1 protein-coding gene is annotated in these 1,850 nt (G+C 58.2%); it reads right to left on the bottom strand.

From position 1 onward, the window contains the following. The coding region (locus tag H5U08_RS17440; RefSeq protein ID WP_297036026.1) for a C25 family cysteine peptidase at positions 1 to 1,833 on the bottom strand (1,833 nt) is incomplete at its 3' end. Positions 1,834 to 1,850: the final 17 nt, after the last annotated feature.

The following is a 1,850-nucleotide window of genomic DNA, read 5'->3' as shown; positions in this document are numbered from 1 at the left end:
TCGTCCCACACCGGAAACCTGTAACTGGGAGATAACGGTTCCGTTGTCCTGAAGACGAACCGGTGTATTTTGGGTGAAACGCGTCGATCCATGATCCCATTGGCCGTCGCCGTCCAGATCGAGATACACGAGCTGGGTGGCCATTCCGATTTCGCCCGGGTCTCGCTGCCCATTTCCGTTGTGGTCCTGAAACACGACTCCACTGATGAGGGATCGTTGGGGAGGAACCCAATCTCCGGTTTGCAGAGCCAGTTCGGGATCACCGAACAAAGTGGAAGTAAAGTGGATCCAACGGTAGGCACCGCCGGCGCTCAAACGGAAGAGGTTGTCCAGCTTCGAATCGACCAGCGCTTCGCCGATTCGCACTTTATGTTCGTTGAATACCGCATCGAAAAAGGCGAGGGCGTAGTCGTGGCTACCGCCCGGCGTGTTGCCTGGCACATACCAGCCGTATCGGGTGTTCATGACAACCGCCACGGCGCCGTGGGGAGCGATGACGTGCTCTTCGGCGATGGCCACGTCGCGAGTGTCGAAAGAGCCGGCGTCGCAGCCCTGCGAATACATGAAGTAGGGGAAAGCGTTATTAAGGGTGGCCACCTGCGAGACGGTCATTCGTGCGACGTAGGTGGAATTGGCGTGACCTAAATGGTGTACGATATTCGGTGAGGAGTTTAACGCGGCCACAATCTGGGTGGTGGTCCAGGCCTGGGTGTCTGAATCGTACAAGGTTTGCACGTTCCAGTCTGTGGGAATGGTTTGTTGCCGAATGATTTCATTCGAGACGGACCCCTGCGTGATGCTGTCCAGCTTTTCTCCAAGGAGCAAGGCTGTTGTGGCGTTGGGATGATGTGTGGTTTCGTAAAGAATGGTTTTGGCGACGAAGTTGCGGACCTCTGTCGCGTTGCTTACCGGTGCCCTGCCCACAAAAAGTTCGGGAACCAGGTCGATATCCCCTCCGTTCAATCCATCTGTAGGTTCACCCCATAGATTGTCGCCGTCCCGGTTCCACGGTCCGTCCAGGCAGGCGTAATACATGTCTGTGGGAAGTGCTGTCTCGATCGTGCTGCCCACTGCAGCATAGACGCCACGAGTCGGCACGAATTCGGCGTCCCCTCCGAGCAGGACCCACCGCGTGCCGTGGTTGAAGTACGCGTCGGACAGGAATTGGCGGATGCGGTCGGCGAGGTCTCCATTCTCTGTTCCTCGGTAGTTCTCGGCGATCCATTCGGTGGTCACGATGCGCGCGGTGAGGCCGCGGGCGATTTTCTCCTGCACGAGGGGTTCGAATTCCCGCGCCAGTGCGGCGCTGGTGATGACCACGTACTCGTAGGGATCAACCGGCGGAGTGGCTGTGGTGGTCGTATATGTTTGCAGGACCTCTGGATTAGCAACAAGGCTTGCCACCTGACTGGCAAGCAGCGGATTCACGGGCAGGTCATCATTGGTGGGAGTGAGGGTGAGGCTCAGTTCCAGGTCCCGAACAAATGCCAACTCTCCGGAAGAATGGTCGTAAACGATGGGCGAGATGGCAACCGTGGCAAGACGGTATCCTCCCCAAATGTAGTTGGAGAAGTGGACGATGTCTGAAACACCGAGTGACCTGTCCAGAACCTGGGACCAGTCAAGATGGGCGTCTTCAACCGAATCGAAGGGCACGGGATTCGGGGCCACCACCGGAGGCAGTCCCTGGCCGATGACGTCGATCTGGCTCGTGAAAACCGGTTGAACGGCGGCGAGCTCCATCCCGGCGGGAAGCACCAGCAGGACGGAAGTCACGGGCAAGACCGGGTCACCGGTTGCCAGCCAGAGATCGGTACCATCAAGTGAGACCATGACTCCGGCGCCCAACT

This window comes from Thermogutta sp., assembly GCF_014359955.1.
Lineage (GTDB): Bacteria > Planctomycetota > Planctomycetia > Pirellulales > Thermoguttaceae > Thermogutta.
The sequence above is the reverse complement of the archived record's forward strand: the minus strand, read 5'-3'. Positions and strand labels throughout refer to the sequence as shown.